This is a genomic window from Oscillospiraceae bacterium NTUH-002-81 (genome assembly GCA_032620915.1).
Classification (GTDB): domain Bacteria; phylum Bacillota; class Clostridia; order Lachnospirales; family Lachnospiraceae; genus JAGTTR01.
On record CP136052.1, the window covers coordinates 564380 to 586830 of the forward strand.

Sequence of the window (22451 nt, forward strand, 5' to 3'; positions counted from 1 at the left end):
TGATTGCTTTCGATGTATCGATTTACTTTACAAGTGCAGCATCTGTAACGTCATACGGGCACAGAGCGTTCTCGCCGTCATCCGCCTTGAAGGTCAGCTTGTAGGTGCCAAGCGTTCCCTCGCTGGTGCCAAGCTCGATGATGCCGGTGAAGGTGCCGTCCGCATTCTTGTAGGCCTTCTTCACCTCAAAGGACATATCGCCCATGTCACCGGCGGTGATCACGTAATTGTCCCCATCCTTCTTCACGTAGCTGACTTCTGTCGGGATATCCGGCAGGGACTGGTCTGTGCCGAAGCAGGCCTTCGCATAGGTGGAAACCACATCTGCGGGGATGGTGTAGATGCCGGTGTTCTCGTCATAGGATACGCCTTCGATATCCTTCCCGGCGTTGTTGGCAGCGAAGCAGACGGTCAGCCAGAAAAACTGGGCGTCAGAGGGCACATAAGCCACGCCGTCCTTGGAAATATCCGGCTGGTACATGGCGTAAACAACAGCTTCGTAGGCAGCAGCGGATTTCTTTAACTCAGTGACAACCGCTTCGTCATTATCCGGCTCGGCCTGGGTGGTATCCGCGCTGGTGTCATCCTTCTTTGTATCTTCTTCGGTGTCTTTCTCATCCTTCTGGAAGGTCTCATCCACCTGAGCGGGGGCATTGGTCTCTTTCTTCTTACCGCAGCCGATCATGGAGCAGGCCAGAGCAGCCAGCAGACAACCGGCAATGATTTTCTTTTTCATCGTATCTTCCTCCTTAAAAAAAGTATAGGCTTTTTCATTTCGGGATCTGTCTTCATTATACATGGTCTGGTGGAAAAAGTCCTGTGGTTTTTCTTAAAGTTTCATTACATTCCGGCAGAATCCGAAAGAGGATGCCGTCGTTGTTTCTATGTTAAGATTCCTGCGGTTCGTAATATCGATACAGGTTCACATCCCCCAGCAGATATTTCAGCCCGGTGCCGGATTCGAAGGCGAAGGTCAGCGTCTTCACCCCGCTGACATCCAGATCAAAGGTCTGGGGTTCGGATTCCTCGGACAGGTCACCGGCCTCGAACAGCAGTGTATCGTCGCCGTAAATGCGGAAGGTGCCGGTGTGGCCGTTCTGGATGCCCCGGGAACCGGCTTTGACGGCCAGGGTGCCCTGCAGCCGTGTGTAGCGTCCGTTCAGCTGGCACAGGTCTTTTCCTTCGGAATAGGTCATGGTCTGCATGGAAATGGCGCTGGGTTCTGTGTAGATGATGGCATGTCCGTACAGGTTGCCGTGGGTGTCTTCCACATTGTCCCCGATGGTCTTTGTGCCGCGGAGTGTATCGTTTTCCCAGGAAAGGGCATCCGCGGCTTTGGGCAGGTGTCCCTCGGCCTGATCATACAGCGAAGCGATGGTGTCATTCTCCGGGAAAATATCGTAGGCCGGGGAAACGATGTCGAAGGCCTGCCGGTACTGCCGTTCCTCCAGCAGCGGGGTGGCGGCCTCCGCGATCTGGGCGCAGTAGGAAGCCTCATACTGATCGGTCAGGGCAGACAGGTCGGCATCATCCGGATAATCTTTTTTCAGCGGAGCCAAAATGCGCAGTGCTTCCTCCAGATTGCCCTGATCCAGAGCGGCCTGGGCTTCTGCCATGGAAGTCTGCTTCCGGTAATCCTTGTAGGCGTTGTAAATAACTTCCTTCTGGGCTGTCAGCGTGGTAGCCTCGGGGAAGCGGGTCAGTGCATCTTCCACGGCAGTCATGGCGTCTTCATACCGGGCCTGGGACATCAGAGCGCCGGTCTGGGCTACGATCTGCTGACAGTACGATTCCTGCGCTTCCCGGATCCGGGACGTTCCTTCTATATATAAAGTGTCATTTTCGGACATGGAAGAAAATTGTGCGATGGCATCCAGATATTGTCCGGCATCCAACAGACTGCACCCCTCTTCATAAGCGGCCCGGGAGGCATAGAGAAGGGTGAGATCGGGTTTTAGTGCTGCCAGATCTTCTTCCAGTGCCGGATATTTTTCGGCAACGGCGCATGCTGTTTCCATCTGTGACCGGTCAATGACTGCGTCCCGGTACTGTGCCCAGGCGTGCTCCAGATGATCCCGCACACACTGTTCTGCCTTGCGGGCATTGCCGTCCACTTTTGACAGGGTATTTTCGTACAGTGTCAGTGCCGCTTCATACTGCCCGTCGGTATAAAGGGTGCGGAAGTTGTCCACCGGGCGGATGCAGTTGACATAATACAAAAGAATGCCCAGCAGCAATATGGTAATCATGACACAGAAAATCGTGATCAGCCGTCGTTTGCCTCTGGCTGCCGCTTCCTGGTCAATCGGTTGTTCCTGCATAAAAAAACTCCTCCTTTGTATGCCTATTATACAGGAAGGAGGAGTGGAAAAACAACAATGACAGGAATTCTTAAGAATCTGTTCAGCCATGCGCGGCGTGGCAGAGGATGCTGCGCAAGCGTGCTTGCAGGCAGCAGGCGCTGACAGGACGCATATGGCGCTCTGCCATAAGCGAAAGTCCAGCTGCGGATGCAGCGGGAAAGCTGTGCATACAGCGAGGACTTGAGCTGGGGCTGAACAGATTCGAATTGTTTTATGCATAGTGCTCTTTTATAATATGTCTCACGATCTCAAAAATATGGGGTTTTAATTCTTCCAGCGGTGCGGGCTGGTTATACAGGATGGAGCTGTAGCTGGCGCCGCTGACAAGCTCGATAATCAGATAGATCATGATCTCCGGTTCTTTGAATACATGACCGGATTCTTCCAGCATTTTTACAAAGAGGGAAGAAGTGCAGGGCTCTCCGCTCTCGGCACCGGTCAGTGCATTTTTGAAGACACCCCAGCTTAAATGCTTGGAGATGAAGGTCATCAGCATGGTGTCTTTGCTGAGCTTGTCCAGAATAAAATCTACCATATAAATAATCTGCTCTTCAAAGCTTGTGATGCCGGTCGCCTTCATGGCCGCGTAGGCGGACTGGAACAGCTGGCTGGCCTTGTGGCTGATGAGCTTGTTGCGGATATCGCTTTTGTCCTGAAAATACAGATAGAACGTCCCTTTGGCCACACCGGCTTCCTCTACAATGTCAGAAATAGAAGTCTTCTGCATCCCTTTTGTCGAAAACAGATGAAAGGCGGTGTTCAGAAGCGCATCCCGTTTCTGTTGTTTGTTGCGTTCTGTTTTTACTCCCATTGGGCATCCCTCCGTTAATTGCTAGTTCAAAATATAGAAGAAAAATGACCAATAGTCAATAGTTAAAAGAAAATAACCGGTGATTTTTTGACAAATACGCCGAAGTGTCGTATTTCTGGAAAAAAGGAATTGACTATTGGTCATTTCTATCGTATAACTGACAGTGACGAGAGAAAAATGACTGATGGTCATGTTTTAAAACGGCATGAGGAGTGATTGAAAATGGTAAAGTTTGGCAAATGGATTGCAAAGCATAAGGTGATTGTGGTAGCGATCTGTATGCTGCTCCTGATCCCTTCGGTGATCGGTCTGATAACAACGCGAATCAATTATGATCTGCTCAGTTATCTGCCGGAGAGCCTGGAGACAGTAGAGGGGCAGGACATCATGGTGGATAAGTTCGGTATGGGAGCTTTCTCCATGATCGTCGTGGAGGATATGCCTGCAAAGGATACCCAGAAGCTGAAAGAGACAATTAAGAGCATTGATCATGTAGAGAAAGTGCTCTGGTATGATGATCTGGCGGACATCACCGTTCCCACGGAAATGCTTCCCCAGAAAATACAGGATGTGTTCATCAAGGGCGACGCAACCATGATGATTGCCTTATTTGATAATACCACTTCTTCGGATGAAGCGATGGAGGCCATCACTGAGATCCGAAAGGTGACCGGCGAACAGTGTTTTGCCAGCGGTATGAGCGGCGTGGTAACAGATATCAAGAATCTGTGTTTACAGGAACTTCCGATCTACGTTGTCATTGCAGCGATCCTTTCCTTCTGTGTACTGGCACTGACGATGGATTCCCTTATTGTACCGCTGCTGTTCCTTTTCAGCATCGGCGTGTCGATCGTATATAATATGGGAAGCAATGCTTTCCTGGGAGATGTTTCCTATGTCACACAGGCGTTGACCGCAGTGCTGCAGCTGGGCGTGACGATGGACTACTCCATTTTCCTGCTGGACAGCTACGAGGCCAACAAGAAGCGGTTCCCGGGAGATAATCAGCGGGCCATGGCTCATGCGATTTCCAATACGTTCAAGTCCATCACGGCAAGCTCCATCACCACAGTGGCAGGCTTCTTGGCTCTGTGTGGTATGACCTTTGCACTGGGACGCAACATTGGTATCGTTATGTCGAAGGGGGTTATCATCGGCGTGATCTGCTGTATCACCTTTCTGCCGGCATTGATCCTGATGTTTGATAAAGTGATCGACAAGACAAGACACAAAGTAATCATGCCGGATATGAGTAAGCTTTCCCTGTGGATCACAAAGCATGCGGGAATTTTCCTTGTGATTTTTGCAGTGCTTCTGCTTCCCGCCATTTACGGCAACAATCATACCAAGATTTATTATAAGATTGACAAATCCCTTCCTTCCACTCTGGACAGTGCCATTGCCAATGAGAAGCTGAAGGAAGATTTCGACATGAGTAACATGCATATCCTTCTTCTGAAGGACGGACTGACTGCCAGAGAAAAGCAACAGATGCTCAGTGAGATGGAAGATGTGGACGGCGTGAAATGGGCTGTAGGGATGGATTCCTTTGTGGGACCGGCATTCCCGCAGGAAATGCTTCCGGATAAAGTGTCCAGCATGTTAAAAAGCGGTGGTTATGAGCTTTGCATGGTCTGCTCCGATTATGAGACAGCAACCGACGAGGTAAATGCCCAGATCGACAGCCTGCAGAAGATTTTGAAGAGCTATAGTCCAGAATCTATGATCATCGGTGAAGCGCCGCTGACCAAGGATTTGCAGGATGTGACGGATGTGGATTTGAATACGGTAAATATTCTTTCCATTGCGGCAATTTTCGTCATCATTATGATTTCCTTCAAATCGATTTCGCTTCCCATCATTCTGGTGGCAGTGATTGAATTTGCAATTTTTGTCAATATGGCAATCCCGTATTACACGGGCGTGGAGCTTCCCTTTGTAGCCAGCATCGTCATCGGCACGATCCAGCTGGGTGCCACCGTTGACTATGCGATCCTGATGACGAGTACGTATCAGAAGATGCGGATCAAGGGACTGGATAAACATGCGGCCATTCAGGAAGCCCATAATTCCTGTATGAAGTCCATTGTAACCAGTGGCCTGAGCTTCTTCGCTGCAACCTTCGGTGTGTGTGTGTACTCGAAGATCGATATGATCAGTTCCATCTGTACACTGCTTTCCAGAGGTGCACTGATCAGTATGGCAGTTGTTATTTGTATCCTTCCGGCAATGCTTTGGGTATTCGATCCGCTGATCTGCGTGACGACCCTTCATTTCACCGGAAAGAAAGAGAAAACGAGTAAAAATGAGATCAGCAAAGAACAGCCGTCCGCATAAAGGCTGCTTCCATTGAAACAGGAGGAATTTATCATGAACAGAAACAGAATAAGAAAAGCACAGGCAAAGAAATTAACAGCAGCGGCACTGGCAGTCCTGATGAGCACACAGCTGTGTGCGGCTCCGATCACGGCACAGGCTGCAGGCAGCGCCGACAGCGATAAGGATAAAGACAATACAGAAAGCCAGAAGGAAGAAAGCAAGGCCGTCGGCAAAGATGAGACTGTCTATGTCAAAACAGATGCCTCCGGTAATACGAAGGACATCACCGTCAGTGACTGGCTGAAAAATACAGACGGCACGTCCTCCATTCAGGATGCTTCTGATCTGACAGATATCACCAATGTCAAGGGTGATGAGACTTACGCGCAGGAAGACAACGGCGATATGCTCTGGACTTCCGATGGCTCTGATATTTATTATCAGGGTAAATCTAACGGACAGTTGCCGGTGGATGTGAAGATCACCTATTACCTGGACGGACAGGAGATCGCGCCGGAAAATCTGGCAGGCAAGTCCGGAAAGGTGAAGATCCGTTTTGACTATACGAACAACAGTAAGAAGACCGTAAAAGTAAACGGAAAAGAGGAAGAAATCTACACCCCCTTCCTCATGGCTTCCGCTATGATCCTTCCGGGCGATAATTTCAAGAATGTAGAGGTGTCTAATGGTAAAGTGATCTCTGACGGCAGCAATAATATTGTTGTGGGAATTGCCTTGCCTGGACTGGAGGACAGCTTAAAGCTGGATGAACTGGATCTGGGGGACAGAGATGAAATTCCGGATTATGTGGAAGTAACTGCGGATGCCACAGATTTCAAGCTGGAGATGACGGCTACCGTAGCAAGCTGCGGCAACCTGGATGATCTTGGATTTTCAGATGTAGACAGTCTGGATGATCTGAAGGATGCACTGGATGAACTGGCGGACGCCTCCCAGAAGCTGGTAGACGGTTCCGGTGATCTGCTGGACGGGGTGAAGGAGCTGAAAGACGGCTGGTCTGATTTCCGGGACGGCGTCAATAAACTGGATGACGGTGCCGGTGATCTGAAGGATGGCGCAAGCACCCTGAAGGATGGCGTGGATGCATACACCTCCGGTGCAGATACGCTGGGAACCAACGTACAGGCTTATGTGACAGGTGCCAAGAACCTGGTAAACGGTGTCAACGGTTACACCGCAGGCGCTTCCAACCTGGAAGCAGGCATCAAGACCTTCATCAACAGTATCAATGAGAAGCTGGGCACTGTGGGCGGCGTGGTAGGACAGCTCAAGACAGAGGGCACCGAGAAAATGCTGACAGATGCAGCGGAACTGCCGGACGGAAGTGCAGCTGTCGCAAGTGGTGTTAGTGACTTAAATGCCAGCCTGGACCAGCTTCATGAGAGTGCGGTGAAGATTGCCCAGGCAGCAGGCGGCAAGGGCACAACCCAGACACCCAGCACCCAGGTGGATCTGTCTGGTGCCAAGCAGGCAGCTTCTGATGCCAGTGCGGCTAACGATAGTGCAGTGGCACAGTTACAGTCCATCCAGGCTTCCTTAAGTGCTGTGCAGGATCAGTTAAACAGCCTGACGGTAACTGATGAAGAAGGCAATGAGATTCAGGTGGCTGACGGCCAGGCAGCATCCATCAGCGAGCAGATTGCATCCATCAGCGGAGCCATTGACAGCATCCAGGCAGCCAGTGGCAGTGCTGACAGTGCGGTATCCCAGATGGATGCAGCAGAGGATGCGGCCAATGCGGCGGCACAGGCACAGCAGGAAGCGGGCACGGCAAGTCTGGCAGATCAGCTGGATGCACTGGCAGATGGTATTGCAAAGATAGAAGCAGAAACCACCAAGACTTCCAAACTGGGTGCAGGAGCAAATACTGTGGCAGATGGTGTCAGCGATTTATACGCAGGCATCGGAGCACTGGACAGCAATATCAGTACTTTCCAGACCACACTGGCAGCTATGACCAGCGAAGATTCTGAGCTGGCCAAGGGCGAGGCGGAACTGTTAAAGGGTGCTTCTGACCTGACCTCCAACAATGCAGCGCTGACCGCAGGCGGCAAGGAGTTATCTGACAAGGGCGATCTCTTAAGCGCAGGCAGCGTACAGCTGTCTGGCACCAGCGGCAAGCTGAAAAAGGGTGCTTCTGATCTGTCTGATGGCGCCAACAAGTTAAAGGATGGCACCAAGGAACTGAGAGATGCCAGCGGCGATGTGACCGACGGTATCGATGAGCTGGAGGACGGCGCACAGGAGCTGGCAGACGGCATGAAGGAATTCGACGAGGACGGTATCCAGGAGCTCACCGGTAAGGAAAGCGATCTGGAGAACGTGATGGATCGTCTGGATGCCCTGCGTGACGCAGACAGAGAGTATCAGACCTTCACCAAGCTGGCAGAGGGTATGAAGGGTAAGGTAAGCTTCTTCATCGAGTCTGATCCGGTAAAGAATGAAGATTAATCAACAGGTGAAAAGCATTTGGGCATAAAATAAACAGAAAAAGTACAGAAAAAGTACAGAACGATTCGAATGTTTGTTCTGTACTTTTTTTCTGTGGAATGGTATACTAAACAGGAACCACAGGAAGGAAAACACCGAGGAATCCTCGATAGTGTAAAACGAAGGAGTATTTCATGGATCATTTTGAACTGGTATCCGAATATCAGCCCACAGGTGACCAGCCTGCAGCGATCGCAGAGCTGGTGAAGGGGTTTCAGGAGGGCAATCAGGCGGAGACGCTTCTGGGCGTGACAGGCTCCGGTAAGACATTTACCATGGCCAATGTCATCCAGCAGCTGAACAAGCCGACGCTGATCATTGCCCACAATAAGACGCTGGCGGCGCAGCTGTACGGGGAATTCAAAGAATTTTTTCCAAACAATGCGGTAGAATATTTTGTCTCCTATTACGATTATTACCAGCCGGAAGCGTATGTGCCGTCTACAGACACGTATATTGCCAAGGATTCGTCCATCAATGATGAGATTGATAAGCTGCGGCTGTCGGCCACGGCGGCGCTTATTGAGCGGCGGGACGTGATCATCGTGTCCAGCGTGTCGTGTATTTATGGTCTGGGTGAACCGGAGAACTTTGAGAAGATGATGGTTTCCCTGCGGCCGGGCATGGAGAAGGACCGGGATCAGGTGCTGCGGCAGCTGGTGGATATCCAGTATACAAGGAATGACATGGATTTCAAGCGAGGCACGTTCCGGGTGCGGGGCGATGTGCTGGAGATCTTTCCGGCGGATCGGGGCGAGACGGCCATCCGTGTGGAGTTTTTCGGGGATGAGATTGACCGCATCCGGGAGATTGATGTGCTGACCGGAGAGATCGTGGGAGAACTGGAGCATGCGGCGATTTTTCCGGCATCCCATTATGTCGTGCCCATGAAGCGGATCCTGGAGGCGGCCAAGGACATCGAGGCAGAGCTGGAAGAGCGGATCCGGTATTTTAAGAGTGAGGACAAGCTGCTGGAGGCCCAGCGGATTTCCGAGCGGACGAATTTTGATATTGAGATGCTCAAGGAGACCGGGTTCTGCTCCGGTATCGAGAACTATTCGAGACATCTGGCCGGGCTGGCGCCGGGAACGCCGCCCAACACGCTGATGGATTATTTTCCGGAGGATTTTCTCATCATCATTGACGAGTCCCACAAGACGATCCCGCAGATCCGGGGCATGTACGCCGGTGACCAGTCCCGGAAAACGACGCTGGTGGATTACGGATTCCGTCTGCCCTCGGCCAAGGACAACCGTCCGCTGAATTTTGAGGAATTTGAAAATAAGATTGACCAGATCCTGTTTGTGTCAGCGACGCCGGGAGATTACGAGGCGGAGCATGAGCTCCTGCGGGCAGAGCAGATCATTCGGCCTACGGGTCTTTTGGATCCCAGGGTGGAGGTGCGCCCGGTGGAGGGCCAGATCGACGACCTGGTGGGTGAGGTCAACAAGGAGATCAAGGCGAAACATAAGGTGCTGATCACCACGCTGACCAAGCGGATGGCGGAGGATCTCACCGATTATATGAAGGATCTGGGCATTCGGGTGCGGTATCTGCACTCGGATATTGATACGCTGGAGCGGACAGAGATCATCCGCGACATGCGTCTGGATGTGTTTGACGTGCTGGTGGGTATCAACCTGCTGCGAGAGGGTCTGGACATCCCGGAGATCACGCTGGTGGCGATCCTGGATGCGGACAAGGAAGGGTTTCTGCGTTCGGAGACATCTCTCATTCAGACCATCGGCCGGGCGGCCCGGAATGCGGAAGGGCATGTCATCATGTATGCGGACGTTATCACGGATTCCATGCGGCTGGCCATTGACGAGACGGAGCGCCGCCGGGAGATCCAGGAGGCGTATAACAGGGAACATGGCATCACGCCCAAGACGATCCAGAAGTCTGTCCGGGATCTGATCCGCATTTCCAAGGAAGTGGCCAAGGAAGAAGTGAAGTTCGAGAAGGATCCGGAGTCCATGAACCCGGAGGAGCTGAAGAAGCTGATCGCCAAACTGACGAAGCAGATGAAGTCTGCGGCGGCGGATCTGAATTTCGAGGCGGCTGCCGAGCTGCGTGACAAGATCGTAAGCCTGAAGAAAATGCTGGATGATGCAGAGTGAACGATAAAGTGATGCAAGGATAAATTTTGCAATAAAAATTAGCGAGGAAAGAAATGTCAGAGAAAACAGTAAAACAGTTTATTAAGATACGCGGGGCGAAGGAACACAACCTGAAAAACATCAGCCTGGACATCCCCAGAGATGAGCTAGTGGTGCTGACGGGCTTAAGTGGTTCGGGAAAATCCTCCCTGGCGTTTGATACGATATATGCGGAGGGCCAGCGTCGATATATGGAGTCACTGTCTTCCTACGCGAGACAGTTCCTGGGGCAGATGGAGAAGCCGGACGTGGAGAGCATCGAAGGGCTTTCCCCGGCTATTTCCATTGACCAGAAATCCACGAACCGCAACCCCCGTTCTACCGTGGGCACGGTGACAGAGATTTACGATTATTTTCGTCTGCTGTATGCGAGAATCGGTATTCCGCACTGTCCAAAATGCGGACGGGAGATCCGCAGGCAGAGTGTGGATCAGATGGTGGATCAGATCATGCAGCTGCCGGAGCGGACGAAGATCCAGCTGCTGGCGCCGGTGGTGCGGGGACGCAAGGGCGAGCATGGAAAGCTGTTTGAGCAGGCCCGCAAGAGTGGATATGTGCGTGTGCGTGTGGATGGCAGCCTGTATGAGCTGTCCGAAGATATTTCCCTGGACAAGAACAAAAAGCATAACATCGAGATCATCGTGGACCGTCTGGTGGTAAAGGATGGGATCCGGCAGCGGCTGACGGATTCGCTGGAAAATGTCATGGCGCTGGCAGATGGACTGGTCATCGTGGATGTCATCGGCGGGGAGCCCATGACATTCAGCCAGAGCTTTTCCTGCCCGGATTGCGGCATCAGTGTGGAGGAGATCGAGCCCAGAAGCTTTTCCTTCAACAATCCCTTTGGTGCCTGCCCGGATTGTTTTGGCCTGGGATACAAGATGGAGTTTGATGAGGATCTGATGATCCCGGATAAGAGTCTGTCCATTGCCGGTGGGGCGGTGGCGGTGCTGGGCTGGCAGTCGTGCACAGATAAGGGTAGCTTTACCTATGCGATCCTGGATGCGATGTCCAAGGCCTATCATTTTTCGCTGGATACGCCCTACCAGGAGCTGCCGGAGGAGATCCGCCGGGTATTCCTGTACGGAACGGACGGGAAGGTGCTGAAGGTACACTACAAGGGCCAGCGGGGCGAGGGTGTCTATGATGTGCCCTTCGAGGGACTGATCGAGAATGTGAACCGCCGATACCGGGAGACAGGCTCCGATATCATGAAGCAGGAATATGAGACATTTATGCGGATCACGCCCTGTAAGGCATGTAAGGGCCAGCGCCTGAAAAAATCGGCTCTGGCGGTGACTGTGTGCGATAAGAATATTTATGAGGTGACATCCCTGTCCATTGCACGACTTCAGGCATTTCTGCAGGAGATGCAGCTGACGAAGCAGCAGGAGCTCATCGGCCACCAGGTGCTCAAAGAGATCCGGGCCCGGGTGGGCTTCCTCATGGATGTGGGGTTGGATTATCTGAGCCTTTCCCGGGCCACCGGCACGCTGTCCGGCGGAGAAGCCCAGCGGATCCGGCTGGCAACCCAGATCGGCTCCGGTCTGGTGGGCGTTGCCTATATTCTGGACGAGCCCAGCATCGGCCTGCATCAGCGGGACAACGACAAGCTGCTGAACACGCTGAAGCATCTGCGGGATCTGGGAAACTCCGTTTTGGTGGTGGAGCATGACGAGGACACCATGCGGGCGGCGGATTATATTGTGGATATCGGGCCGGGGGCCGGGGAGCACGGCGGCCAGGTGGTGGCAGCGGGCACTGCCGAGGATATCATGAAAAATGAGAATTCCATCACCGGCGCTTACCTGAGCGGCCGGATGAAGATCCCGGTGCCCAAGACGAGACGGACACCCACAGGCTGGCTGACGGTAAAGGGCGCGCAGGAAAATAATCTGAAAAATATTGATGTGGACTTTCCGCTGGGCGTGCTGACCTGTGTCACCGGCGTGTCCGGTTCGGGAAAAAGCTCCCTGGTCAATGAGATTCTGTACAAACGACTGGCCAAAGAGCTAAATCGGGCCCGGACGATCCCGGGCAAGCATGCGGATATCGTGGGCATGGAGCAGCTGGACAAGGTCATTGCCATCGACCAGTCGCCCATCGGCAGAACGCCCCGTTCCAATCCGGCCACCTATACCGGCGTGTTTGACCAGATCCGGGATCTGTTTGCGGCTACGGCGGATGCCAGAGCCCGGGGCTACAAGAAGGGCCGTTTCAGCTTCAATGTGAAGGGCGGCCGCTGTGAAGCCTGCAGTGGAGACGGTATCATCAAGATCGAGATGCATTTCCTGCCGGACGTGTACGTGCCCTGCGAGGTCTGCCAGGGAAAACGGTACAACCGGGAGACGTTGGAAGTCAAATACAAAGGAAAGAGCATTTACGACGTGCTGAACATGACGGTGGAGGAGGCCATGCGCTTCTTCGAGCCGGTACCGTCCATCCGACGGAAGATCGAGACACTGTATGATGTGGGCCTGTCTTATATCCGGCTGGGTCAGCCCTCCACCGAGCTGTCCGGCGGAGAAGCCCAGCGGATCAAGCTGGCCACCGAACTGAGCCGCCGCAGCACCGGCCGGACCATCTATATTCTGGATGAACCCACCACCGGTCTGCATTTCGCGGATGTACACAAGCTGGTGGAGATCCTGCACCGGCTGGCCGAGGGCGGCAATACCGTGGTGGTCATCGAGCATAATCTGGACGTCATCAAGACGGCGGATTACCTCATCGATATCGGCCCCGAGGGCGGCGACCGGGGCGGCACCGTCATTGCCAAAGGAACGCCGGAGGAAGTGGCGGCAGCACCGATGTCCTATACCGGACAATATGTGAAAAAATACCTGTAAAGCTGCAGGGACGGCTCATTTGAAAAATGCGGCTTCCTTTGCTTGCTTTTGATGGGCGCAAGCGGTATAATAACGGAAGTATCATTATCGTTCACCCGTATGTTCTGCGGACAGATTTCATGCTGGCATGAAGATCTGGACACAGGAATATACGTAGGGGGCGCCCTGTGATGAGCAAAAGTAAGCTGCAACGCAGCGGGGAGCATCGAAGATGCGGTTTTGCGAATGGCGCGTGTGAACGATAATGAAGGTCATACGTGAGGTGCAGACAAGTGGCAGAGGTTTTCACAGACAGACACCAGGAAGTCATGGTCATAACGATGGCACGCAGGGAAGCCAACAATGCGTTGAGCGAGGCGTTTATGGCCGAGATTACAGTGGCCTTTGATCAGGCGGAGGCAGATCCTGCGGTGAAGGCAGTGGTGCTTACCGGTTCCGACCGGGTTTTCTGCATGGGGGCAGACATCGAAGAGATGCTGCCGCTGACCGGTGCGGAGGCGCTTCGGTGGGGCAGACTGGGCACAGACCTGAATCTGAAGATCGAGCGGTTTTCCAAGCCCGTGGTGGCGGCGGTGAACGGCATGGCGCTGGGCGGCGGCAATGAGCTGGCCATGGCCTGTCATGGAAGGATCGCATCCCGGAGAGCCCGTTTCGGACAGCCGGAATGTACGCTGGGCATTACCCCCGGTGCGGGGGCGACGGTGCGTCTGCCGCGGCTGGTAGGGCCGGGCTGGGCGAAGCAGCTGCTGTTTACCGGAGAGATGATCAACGCCCAGATGGCGCAGAAGATCCACCTCATTGATCGTGTGACACAACCGGAAAGCTTGCTGGAGGAAGCAGTTCAATGGGCCAGGGAAATGGCCGCTCCTCCGGTTTGTGAATATAAGGAGGATAAATAAGATGACAAATTTAGAGAAGTATGACAAAGCATTTCTGAGCAACCTGAAAGTGACTAAGGATCAGCTGCCGGGCCTGAAATACCGTGGCATCGAGGCATGGGATTCTGTTGCACATATGGATCTGATCGCTGATCTGGAGGATGCATTTGATATCATGATGGAGATGAAGGACATTCTGGATTTCAACTCCTACGAGCATGGCAAAGTGGTTCTGAAAGAGGTTTACGGCGTAGACGTAGAGAAGTAGGATGACAGAAAGGTCGTGTTACAATGCTGTTGGAGAATAAGACAGCGGTCATCACCGGATGTATGCAGGGGATCGGCCAGGCGGTCATGGATCTTTTCGCAAGAGAGGGTGCGGACATTTTTGCCTGCTGTCAGTGTGAGACAGAGGAATTCAAGGAGCATATCGCTGCGCTGTCCGCAGAGACAGGCAGAGAGATCATCCCGGTGTATTTTGACCTGCGGGATGACGACGCCATCCGGGAAGGTGCCCATACCATTCAGAAAGCGAAGAAGAAGATCGATATGCTGATCAATGTGGCAGGCATCGCAGACGACGCCTATTTCCAGATGATGAGCATGGAGAGCCTGAAAAATACATTCCAGGTGGATTTCTTTTCCCAGATGCTGCTGACCCAGTATATGGTGAAGCTGATGATGCGCAATAAGAAGGGCAGCATCGTGAATGTTTCCAGCATGATCGGCTTGGACGGCAATGCCGGACAGCTGGCCTACTCTGCTGCCAAGGCAGCCATGGCCACAGCCACGAAGACGCTCTCCGCAGAGCTGGCAGAGAAAGGCATCCGCGTCAATGCGGTGGCGCCCGGTGTCATTGACACTGCCATGACGTCCGTTCTCTCGGAGGAGATCCTGAACCGTCAGCTGGCAAATGCGGACATCAAGCGCAAGGGAACGCCTGCCGAGGTGGCAGAGGTGATCCTGTTCCTGGCCAGCGACCGGGCAAGCTATGTGACCGGACAGGTGGTTCGGGTAGATGCCGGGATCGGCTGATTTTGCGTGATAGAAAATGAAAAAGAACTGTCGGCCTGTCGGAAAGAAATTTGCAGCAGACCCTGTGTGAACAGAAAATGCTGCATCTTTTTCCCGGGCCGGATGACAGGAGTATACGGAACATGGAAACGATAAGAATAGAGCGGATCACAGATCCGCTGACCACCGGGAATTGTTATATCCTCCTGGAAAACGGTCACGCGGTGATCATTGATCCCAACGACGAAGACAGAATCGAAGAGGTATTGCGTCAGTATGAGGCAGAACCCGACTATGTGCTGCTGACCCACGAACATGCGGATCACATCAGCGGACTCAACGGGCTGCGGGAGCATTACCGGTTCCAGACAGTGGCTTCTCTTCCATGCAGCCGACGGATACAGGATATCCGAAGCAATCTCTCGAGAATTTTCGGGGTATATTTGATTTTCATAACGGGAGAACGGGTTCGGAATTATCCGAAGTTTGTATGTGAGGCAGCCGATGTGACCTTTGAGGAGCGGCTGCTTTTTGCGTGGCAGGAGCATAAGTTTGAGATGGTGCTGACGCCGGGACATTCCCCGGGCAGTGCGGCCATCCGTCTGGACGAAAAATGGCTGTTCAGCGGAGATTCCCTGCTGGGAGACCGGGAGGTGGTCGTCCGGTTTGACGGCGGCAGCGAGGAAGATTTTCTGACAAAGGCAGTGCCTTATTACCGGTCATTGCCGGAGAACACGCGGGTATATCCGGGACACGGGGAGCCGTTTCTTTTGAAAGACGGCATTTTCCAACCGGCAAGACCGCAGGTGGAACCGTAAGGGGGGAATTGATATGGATTATGCAAAATTGCTGGAGCAGGATCCCTATTCCATGGATCGCCGGGAGAAGACCCGGGTCATGACAGAGGGACTGCTGGAACTGACCGAGCATCACCGGTCCCGCTGTGAGGACTACAGAAGGATCGTGGACGGGCTGGGCTATGATCCGAAAAACATCAGGGATTACTATGACATTCCCATGATGCCGGTGCGGCTTTTCAAGGAGAGAGAGCTGAAAAGCATCAACGATGACCAGATTTTCAAGACGATGACCTCCTCGGGTACCACCGGGCAGCAGGTGTCGAAGATTTTTCTGGATGAGCAGACAGCGGCCAACCAGCAGCTGACGCTGGCAAAGATCGTGGGAAGCTACACGGGAAAATCCCGCCTGCCCATGATCATCATCGACTGCCCGTCGGTGATCCGCAACCGGGCCATGTTTTCCGCCAGAGGTGCGGGCATCCTGGGGTTCTCTATCTTCGGCTCCCGCAGGATTTATGCCCTGGACGACGACATGAACCTGAACATTGACGGCATCCGGGAATTCCTGGAAAAACATAAGGGAGAGCGGATCCTGTTATTCGGCTTTACCTTTATGATCTGGCAGTATTTTTACCGGGAACTGCTGAAATTATCGGAGCCGCTGGATCTGTCCAATGGCATTCTCATCCACGGCGGCGGCTGGAAGAAGCTGCAGAACGAGGCGGTGTCCAAGGAAGAGTTCAAGGCGCGTCTGCGGGAGGTGTGCGGCATCCCCATAGTGCTGGATTACTATGGCATGGTGGAGCAGACCGGCTGTATTTATATGGAGTGCGAGTGCGGACATCTGCACGCCAGCAATTTCTCTGATGTGATCCCCCGGCGTATGAAGGATTTCTCCTCCTGTGCCATTGGAGAAAAAGGCGTGCTGCAGGTGGTGTCCCTGTTGCCGGAGTCCTATCCCGGCCACTCCATTCTGACCGAGGATGAAGGCGTGCTGCTGGGAGAGGATGACTGTCCCTGCGGCCGCAAAGGAAAATATTTTGAGGTGACAGGAAGAATCCGCAACGCGGAGGTAAGGGGGTGCAGTGATACCTATGAGCGAAAATAAAGAGATTTTGGGCCGGGTGCGCTGCCTGGCCGGTGTGCCGGAGCCGACGGTTTGTCCGGAGGTGCCTTTTGCAGAAGAACGGATGGAGTTTTTAAATGCCTTGTCCGCCCGGCTGCGCAAAGACCCCAGGACTGCCCAGTATACGGATGTGGCGGCCTTCGCTTTCTGGTGCCGCAAGGCCAACACCAAGCGGCTGTCGGAGCAGCTGACCAGAGATGGCATCCGCATCGGCAAGGGACTGGTGTTCCACATTGCGCCGTCCAACGTGCCGGTGAATTTTGCCTATTCCCTGGCGCTGGGGCTGCTGTCCGGCAATGCCAATATTGTCCGGGTATCGTCCAAGCCCTTCTCACAGGTGGATATCATCTGTGAAGCACTGGCGGCATTGTTTGCCGGAGAGGAATATGCGGCCATCCGGGCGTGCACCTCGGTGGTGTCCTACGGGCATGACAAAGAGATCACGGATTACTATTCCGCCATCTGCGATATGCGGGTGATCTGGGGCGGTGACGCCTCCATCCAGACGATCCGGGAGTCGGCCACCGAGAGCCGCTGCGGCGAGATTGCCTTTGCAGACCGGTATTCCTTTGGCATTATCCGCCCGTCCGCGGTGATGGCCATGGACGACGAAGCCCTTCGCCAGCTGGCGGTGAATTTTTACAATGACACGTATCTGCTGGATCAGAATGCCTGCTCGGCGCCTCACCTGATCGTGTGGCTGACAGACGGGGAGGCGGAAAAAGCGGCACGGGCAGAGGCGGCAGTGCGTTTCTGGCAGGCCGTGTACGAGGCGGCGGCTTCCTACGATCTGGCGGATATCAAGGTCAGCGGAAAATACGACGCCCTCTGTAATTTTCTGGCGGATACGGGCCTGGAAAAGGCGCGGGTGCAGCGGTACGACAACCGGCTGTACGTGCTGACCCTGTCCGAACTGCCGGAGAAGATCGACGGGCTGCGGGGCAGTTTTGGCATGTTTTTCCAGTGTGCGCTGGATGCACTGGATGAGCTGGCACCCCATATCACAAAAAAAGTACAGACCGCTGCGGTGTGCGGCGTGGAGAGAAAAGAGATCACCGACCTGATCCTGCGCTGTCATCTCCGGGGCATCGACCGGGTGGTGGGCTTTGGCCAGACGCTGGACATGGGCACTATCTGGGACGGCTATGACATCATCGGCGATCTGACGAGGATCATCGGATAAAAGGAGGAAAACGGTATGGCTTATTATAATGACTACAGAACCTTCGGCAATCGGGTGATTGCCACAGAGGATAACGGGCAGAGCGCCACCTACAATGATCTGGCTGATTTTTCGGCGCAGATCGGCAAAGCGCTGCCGAAACGGACGCTGGTATTTTCCTTCTGTGAAAATAACATCGGTTCCATGTTTGGCTACTTAAGTTTTCTGGAAAACCGGATCGTGCCGCTGCTGCTGGACAACCACATCCATCAGGATCTGGCAGAGCAGCTTATGGAAGCATACCGGCCGGCCTACGTGTATGCACCGGTGAGTCGGGCAGAGGAATTTGCCGGGGACGCCTGCGTGTTCAGCGGTATGGGCTATGGCCTGTACCGGACCCGGTACCCGGAGGATGTGCCGCTGTATGACGATCTGGCATTGCTGCTGACCACCTCGGGCAGCACAGGAAGCCCCAAGCTGGTGCGCCAGAGCTATGAGAATGTGCAGGCCAACGCAGCTTCCATTGCACAGTATCTGGAGCTGGACGAGACGGAACGCCCCATCACCACCCTGCGGATGAACTACACCTATGGCCTGTCCATCATCAACAGCCATGTGCTGGTGGGTGCAGAAATGCTGCTGACCAATTACACCCTGTGGGAAAAAGAATTCTGGGATTTCTTCCAGGAGGCAGGGGCCACTTCCTTCGGCGGCGTGCCCTATACATATGAAATGCTGAAAAAGCTTCGGTTCTTCCGCATGAAGCTGCCGACGCTGCGCACCATGACCCAGGCGGGCGGTAAACTTTTGCCGGAGCTGCACCGGGAGTTTGCGGAATATGCCCAGAAAGAGGGCAAGAAGTTCATCGTTATGTACGGCCAGACCGAGGCCACAGCCCGGATGGCTTACCTGCCGGCAGAACGCTCTCTGGAAAAGTACGGCAGCATGGGCATTGCCATCCCCGGCGGCCGGTTCAGCCTCATTGACGTGGACGGCCAGGAGATCCAGGAGCCGGAAGTGGTGGGCGAGCTGGTATATGAAGGGCCCAACGTGACGCTGGGCTACGCCGAGACCCAGGAGGATCTGATCAAAGGGGACGAGCGGCACGGACGGTTGGTCACCGGCGATATGGCAAAAAAGGGATGCGGACGGCTTCTATTATATTGTGGGCCGGAAAAAACGGTTCCTGAAGATCTACGGCAACCGGGTCAATCTGGACGAAACCGAGCGCATGGTGAAAAACCGTTTTGAAGGACTGGAGTGCGCCTGCACCGGTGTGGACGACCATATGGATGTGTATGTGACCGAGCCCTCCGAGGAAAAACGGGATGAGATCCGGGCGTACCTGGAAGAGCAGACGAGACTGCACGGCAAGGCGTTTACCGTGCGTTTCATCGAAGAGATTCCCAAAAACGAGGCGGGCAAGACGCTGTATAAAGAATTGAAGTGATATGGCGGCGTACCTGTAACAGGGAAATATTTGGATAAAGAAAATCCCCGGGAGTGTGGTGAAGATTTACCACGCGCCTGGGGATTTTTCTTGTCTGTAGTGTATGTCAACAGCCATAGTTTCAAGGTTTATAGGACAAAATGTGTTGATGTTGCTGGTGGATCTTGTTGGTTACCAGATTTTTATGCAAGGAACTGGATTTTTGGATGATGCTAGTTCGTGCCAGAAGTATCGGTTTCGGCGACCGGTTTTCTCATATTTTTCAAGATCTGCCGGAACTGCACCGCGAACATAATGGAGGTGGTGCATACGGCCAGGGTGTCTGCCACCGGTTCTGCCAGAAATACCGCCATGACCTGATCTGTAAAGAAATGAGGCAGGATAAAGATCAGCGGAATGAGCAGAATGATCTTCCGCAGAACGGCCAGGAACAGAGAAGTTTTAGCATTGCCCAGAGCGACAAAGGTCTGCTGGCAGGCAATCTGTGCTCCGAAGATCAGGGACATGGCCATATAAATCCGTAAGGACCAGATCGTGAAGGTCGTCAGCTCCGGGTCGGACGTAAAGATGGAGATAAACAGCTGAGGCCGGAAGACGGATATCCCCCACAACAGGGTGGAATAAGCCAGGCAGGCTTTCAGCAGGAAGAAAAAGGCTTTCTTCACCCGGTCGGCGTTGCCGGCGCCGTAGTTGAAGCTGACGATGGGCTGGGCGCCCTGACTTAAGCCCTGCAGCGGCAGCATGGAAAACTGCATGACGCTGGAGAGGATGGTCATGGAACCCACGGCGATATCGCCGCCGTATTTTAATAAGGAAGAATTAAAGCAAATGGAAATGAGTCCTTCGGTGGACTGCATAACGAAGGGGGACATGCCCAGTGCCATACAGGGCAGGTACGTTTTCCACCGGATGTGCAGGTTTTCCCGGCGAAGCTTTAACTGGGTTCTGGGGCCGGACAGGAACCGGAGTACCCAGAGGGCGGACAGTGCCTGGGAAATGATGGTGGCCAGCGCGGCACCCTGTACGCCCAAGCCCAGTCCAAAGATGAGAATGGGATCCAGGATGATGTTGGTGATGGCGCCGATGAGGGTGCTCATCATGCTGGTGGTGGCAAAGCCCTGGGTGGAGATAAAGGGATTCAACCCCAGTGCCACCTGTACAAACAGGGTACCACAGGCATAGATACGCATGTAGGCGGAGGCGTAGGGGAAGGTGTTGGCGCTGGCACCGAACAGCATGAGCATGGGATCGGAAAACAGCAGGAAGACCACTGTCAAAACCAGGCCGGACAGCAGGGTGCCGCAGGCGCAATTTCCCAGGATGCGTTCTGCTTCCTCATGGTCGCCCCGTCCCATCATAATGGCAGCCCGGGGAGCCCCGCCCATACCGGTGAGGGCGGCGAAAGCAGAGATGACGGTGATCAGCGGAAAGCAGACACCCATGCCGGTGAGGGCAAGAGACCCTACCTCCGGGATATGACCGATGTACATCCGGTCAACCATGTTATACAGGACATTGACGATCTGGGCGGTGATGGCAGGCAGTGCCAGCTGGAAAAGAAGCTTTCCGATGCTGTCGTGGCCCAGGTCTGCGGCTTTTTTTGTACTCATAAAATCAGTTCTCCTTTTTGATGCGGTTGGCAGTGATGACGGCATTTTTGCCGTACCGTTTCTGAATGGATTCCAGCGCCGCATCCAGTTTTTTATGTTTTTCATCCTTTTTATAGGAGTTGTAATCCAGGTCAAACAGGTTCATCTGGACGGGTTCCCCTTCCCGGACAAGACGGGTTCCCCGGACGCCCAGCAGACGGATGGGTTCTTCGTCCCACAGCTGATCGAACAGCATACAGGCCGCCTCGTAGAGGGCTTTTCCCCCGTTGGAGGGGGAAAGCAGAGAGGTCTGGTGGGACACACTCTGGAAACTGCTGTATTTGATCTCCACCGTGACGGTGCCCGCCAGCTGCCCGGCTTTTTTCAGGCGGCCGGAGACACTGCGGCACAGGACCAGCAGGGTGGATTTGGCTTCCGCGCGGCTGGTGACGTCGTGGGCCAGGGGTGGTGGAATTGCCGATGCCCTTGGCCTCCGGTTCCTCCGTGATCACCGGCCGGTCATCGATGCCGTTGGCGTATTCCCACAGAAGGGTGCCGTGGCTTTTCAGATGGGACTCGATGAGGCTGCGGTCGGACCGGGCCAGATCGCCGATGGTGAGAATGCCCAGCATATGTAAGGTGGTGACACTGGAGTGTCCGGCCATATAAAGCTCGCCCACTGGCAGCGGCCACATTTTTTTCTTTGATTTCCTCCGGAAAAAGGGTGTGGGTCTTGTCCGGCTTCTGAAAATCCGAGGCCATCTTTGCCAGCACCTTCCGGGAAGAGATGCCCACATTCACTGTAAATCCAAGCTTGCGCACCTCTGCGCGGATCTCTTCTGCCAGCGCTTGGGCGTGCTCCCGGCGATAGCCCCGGCGGCCCATGTCCAGAAAGCATTCATCAATGCTCAGCTGTTCCAGATAAGGGCAGAAGCTTTCCAGAAGCGTCATAAGCCGCTGGCTGTAGGCGTGGTACAGATGATGATCCGGCGCGGCCATCTGCAGCGTCGGGCACTTCTTGAATGCCGTGGCCACCGGCTCCCCGGTGACAATGCCGAAGGCCTTGGCGGGAATGGACTTGGCCAGCACCACACCGTGGCGGTTCTTCTGGTCGCCGCCGATGATGGCAGGAAGGAGTCGCAGATCCGGCCCTGTGCCCGTGCGCACATTCTCCGTGGACGTCCAGCTTAGGTAAGCGGAATTCACATCAATATGAAAAATCAGCGGTTCCATGGGGCCTCCCTTCTCCCTGCCGGGGAAATACACATTAGTATAGTTATACCATGTTTGCGGGGGAAAAGCAAAGCTTTATAATATCTTAAGAATTCTCCTTCCCGGTCCTTAAAAATCCCCTGCTATATTAAATCATGAAAGAAGAGGGCGCCCTTTCCAATCTCTCTTTCCTTCGGTATAATGGAAG

Annotated in this window: 17 protein-coding genes and 1 pseudogene; 13 read left to right on the forward strand and 5 right to left on the reverse strand. The window is 53.9% G+C overall.

The annotated features are described in order from the left end of the window. Positions 1-22 precede the first annotated feature (22 nt). The 3 genes from RJD28_02730 to RJD28_02740 form a co-directional block, all read right to left on the reverse strand. Positions 23-736 carry a hypothetical protein gene (locus RJD28_02730; GenBank protein ID WNV58469.1) on the reverse strand — a complete coding sequence of 238 codons (714 nt, stop codon included), beginning with the start codon at positions 734-736 and terminating at the stop codon, positions 23-25. A gap of 151 nt (positions 737-887) precedes the next feature. Continuing rightward, entirely contained in the window at positions 888-2321 is a 1434-nt protein-coding gene (locus tag RJD28_02735) for an NPCBM/NEW2 domain-containing protein (GenBank protein WNV58470.1), read from the reverse strand. Between the two features lie 253 nt (positions 2322-2574). Next, positions 2575-3174 (reverse strand): TetR/AcrR family transcriptional regulator, encoded by a 600-nt coding sequence (locus RJD28_02740; GenBank protein WNV58471.1) that lies wholly within the window; start codon positions 3172-3174, stop codon positions 2575-2577. Between the two features lie 222 nt (positions 3175-3396). On the opposite strand from RJD28_02740, the gene RJD28_02745 reads away from it, so the two are divergent. From RJD28_02745 to RJD28_02805, 13 genes are all read left to right on the forward strand, one after another. Further along, a complete protein-coding gene (locus RJD28_02745; protein WNV58472.1) occupies positions 3397-5511 on the forward strand; it encodes an MMPL family transporter in 2115 nt (704 codons plus the stop codon). 33 nt (positions 5512-5544) lie between these two features. Continuing rightward, positions 5545-7965, forward strand: a complete 2421-nt coding sequence (locus RJD28_02750; protein WNV58473.1) for a hypothetical protein — start codon at positions 5545-5547, stop codon at positions 7963-7965. Between the two features lie 173 nt (positions 7966-8138). Next, positions 8139-10124: an excinuclease ABC subunit UvrB gene (gene uvrB / locus RJD28_02755; protein ID WNV58474.1), complete on the forward strand. Its 1986-nt coding sequence runs from the start codon at positions 8139-8141 to the stop codon at positions 10122-10124. A 53-nt stretch (positions 10125-10177) separates the two neighbouring features. After that, a complete protein-coding gene (uvrA, locus tag RJD28_02760) occupies positions 10178-13012 on the forward strand; it encodes an excinuclease ABC subunit UvrA (GenBank protein ID WNV58475.1) in 2835 nt (944 codons plus the stop codon). A gap of 320 nt (positions 13013-13332) precedes the next feature. Beyond that, positions 13333-13911, forward strand: a complete 579-nt coding sequence (locus RJD28_02765; protein ID WNV58476.1) for an enoyl-CoA hydratase/isomerase family protein — start codon at positions 13333-13335, stop codon at positions 13909-13911. A gap of 1 nt (position 13912) precedes the next feature. Beyond that, positions 13913-14158, forward strand: a complete 246-nt coding sequence (locus RJD28_02770) for an acyl carrier protein (GenBank protein ID WNV58477.1) — start codon at positions 13913-13915, stop codon at positions 14156-14158. A 23-nt stretch (positions 14159-14181) separates the two neighbouring features. Next, positions 14182-14925 (forward strand): SDR family NAD(P)-dependent oxidoreductase, encoded by a 744-nt coding sequence (locus RJD28_02775; GenBank protein WNV58478.1) that lies wholly within the window; start codon positions 14182-14184, stop codon positions 14923-14925. Between the two features lie 122 nt (positions 14926-15047). After that, positions 15048-15722, forward strand: coding sequence for an MBL fold metallo-hydrolase (locus tag RJD28_02780; GenBank protein ID WNV58479.1), 675 nt, complete (start codon positions 15048-15050; stop codon positions 15720-15722). Positions 15723-15735: 13 nt separating this feature from the next. Next, complete coding sequence (locus RJD28_02785) at positions 15736-16812, forward strand: acyl-protein synthetase (protein WNV58480.1); 1077 nt, start codon at positions 15736-15738, stop codon at positions 16810-16812. Next, the gene (locus tag RJD28_02790; GenBank protein WNV58481.1) at positions 16799-18013 is read left to right on the forward strand and encodes an acyl-CoA reductase; all 1215 of its coding nucleotides are present in this window, start codon (positions 16799-16801) and stop codon (positions 18011-18013) included. The genes RJD28_02785 and RJD28_02790 overlap by 14 nt, the downstream gene beginning before the upstream one ends. 15 nt (positions 18014-18028) lie before the next feature. Further along, on the forward strand, positions 18029-19243 hold the full coding sequence (locus RJD28_02795; protein ID WNV58482.1) for an AMP-binding protein: 1215 nt from the start codon (positions 18029-18031) through the stop codon (positions 19241-19243). Beyond that, the gene (locus tag RJD28_02800; GenBank protein ID WNV58483.1) at positions 19224-19442 is read left to right on the forward strand and encodes a hypothetical protein; all 219 of its coding nucleotides are present in this window, start codon (positions 19224-19226) and stop codon (positions 19440-19442) included. The genes RJD28_02795 and RJD28_02800 overlap by 20 nt, the downstream gene beginning before the upstream one ends. Before the next feature lie 30 nt (positions 19443-19472). Then, a complete protein-coding gene (locus RJD28_02805; protein WNV58484.1) occupies positions 19473-19652 on the forward strand; it encodes a hypothetical protein in 180 nt (59 codons plus the stop codon). 2 nt (positions 19653-19654) lie between these two features. Here RJD28_02805 and RJD28_02810 read toward each other — a convergent pair whose 3' ends face one another. Beyond that, on the reverse strand, positions 19655-21052 hold the full coding sequence (locus tag RJD28_02810; GenBank protein ID WNV58485.1) for an MATE family efflux transporter: 1398 nt from the start codon (positions 21050-21052) through the stop codon (positions 19655-19657). Between the two features lie 4 nt (positions 21053-21056). After that, positions 21057-22264: pseudogene (locus tag RJD28_02815) on the reverse strand (DNA polymerase IV). Positions 22265-22451 lie beyond the last annotated feature (187 nt).